Below are 1,711 nucleotides of genomic sequence, written 5' to 3' on the forward strand. Positions count from 1 at the left end.
GCATTGACGGATGTCCCCGCGTTCACCGCCGGTGCAGGTCACCACCATCACCTCGGCGCCGGCGTCGACATAGGCGGCCATGGTGGCCGCGCCCTTGGAGGACTCGTCATCGGGGTGGGCATGGACTGCCAGCAGCCGCAGTCCCTGGGACGGGGCCATCTTCTTCACGTCGTGACTCTCCACTAAGCTCTTTCCTTTTGCGTTCTCTGGTGCCTCGGGCCGGGGCAAAGCCCGGCGCGGCACCCCGTCATGACAACTCTCACCGGCCGCGGAATATTCCTTCCGCGCGTTGGCCAGTAGACTGGAGACTGGTCCCATTCGGATTGTTGAGAGAGTACCAAGAGGCGCTGCATGTCTGATCCCAGCTTAATGGGTCGTTACCACACACCCAAGAAACGACTGCCGCCCAAGACCCGCAATTGGCTGATTGCCGGGGCCCTGGGCGTGGGCGTGGTGGGTGCGGCATACGCCGGGATCAACAACTTCACCCCGATCTCCTCCCAGGACGTGGGCTTTGAGATCATCTCACCCACCCAGGCCGTGGCCACCGTGGAGGTCTCCTACGACTCGAAGAACCGGGTGCAGTGCGAAGTGCGGGCGATGAACGACAGCTACGCGGTGGTCGGGTTCAAGACGGTGGTCCTGGAGGCCGAGGAGAACCCGCGCCACGTGCAGCTGAAGCTCGACGTCCCGCTGCGTACGGACAACCTGGCCACCACCGCCGGCATCGAGGACTGCTACAAGGTGCCCAAGGACTTCTAGCGCCGCCCGGGCCCCGGTTCCAGGGGGTTTTAGGGGCGGTAACATTTCCTGAAAGTTTCTTGCACGGCAGTCGATCTATTGGGTTTATTGCCCGATCACGACTATCATCGATGAAAGTACGATTCGCCCCGCAACGGCCCAGGGAGTGGACCACGCTGGTTCGCTCCATTGCGTCTGCGGGGTCTTTTGCTTGTGGCGCCCCTGGCGTCGAGCCGGCAGAAACGTAACAACACAGACTTCGCCCGGCGTCCTTCCGTGCATGCGGTGGACGCCGTCGGTGTTCTACCCTACCGGGTGGAGCGCCGGCAGGGCGAAGTCTTTCACTGATCATGAGGGAGTACAACGTGAGCACCAACAGTAGCGAACCTGTCGTGTGGCTGACTCAGGAAGCCTACGACCGCCTGAAAGAGGAACTGGATTACCTCTCCGGCCCGGGGCGTGCTGAGATCGTCGCCCGCATCGAGCAGGCCCGGTCCGAGGGCGATTTGAAGGAAAACGGCGGATACCACGCCGCCCGCGAGGAGCAGGGCAAGGCCGAGGCCCGCATCGTGTACCTGACCGACCTGCTGCGTCGCGCCCACGTCGGGGAGCCTCCGGCCGATGACGGCGTGGTTGAGCCGGGCATGCTGGTGGTCGCCAAGATCGCCGGCGATGAGACCACCTTCCTGTTCGGCAGCCGCGAGGTCGCTGGCGACAGCGAACTGGAAGTTTACTCGGAGCAGTCCCCCATCGGGCAGGCCATCCATGGTGCCAAGGTGGGCGACAAGCTCAGCTACCTGGCCCCCAACGGCCGTGACATCGCCGTGGAGATTGTCTCCGCCAAGCCCTTCTAGCCACGCAAGGGCAGCGAGGCCCAGGACCACGGTCCCGGCCCCGCCCCGCGAAAAACTAGCCGCACCCCCGGTGCCCGCGCTTCTACGCGGGCACCGGGGGTGCGGTCTTTGAGCCG

General features: G+C 64.5%; 3 protein-coding genes. 2 read left to right on the top strand and 1 reads right to left on the bottom strand.

Annotated features, from left to right (window positions below):
• Positions 1-159 (bottom strand): PIG-L family deacetylase (locus JCM19049_RS13320; RefSeq protein ID WP_279403213.1); only part of this gene is annotated, 159 nt, incomplete at its 3' end.
• Between the two features lie 210 nt (positions 160-369).
• On the opposite strand from JCM19049_RS13320, the gene JCM19049_RS13325 reads away from it, so the two are divergent.
• Complete coding sequence (locus JCM19049_RS13325; protein WP_054821827.1) at positions 370-762, top strand: DUF4307 domain-containing protein; 393 nt, start codon at positions 370-372, stop codon at positions 760-762.
• A 344-nt stretch (positions 763-1,106) separates the two neighbouring features.
• Complete coding sequence (gene greA, locus JCM19049_RS13330) at positions 1,107-1,595, top strand: transcription elongation factor GreA (RefSeq protein WP_054821828.1); 489 nt, start codon at positions 1,107-1,109, stop codon at positions 1,593-1,595.
• Positions 1,596-1,711 lie beyond the last annotated feature (116 nt).

The organism is Arthrobacter sp. JCM 19049 (assembly GCF_001310435.1).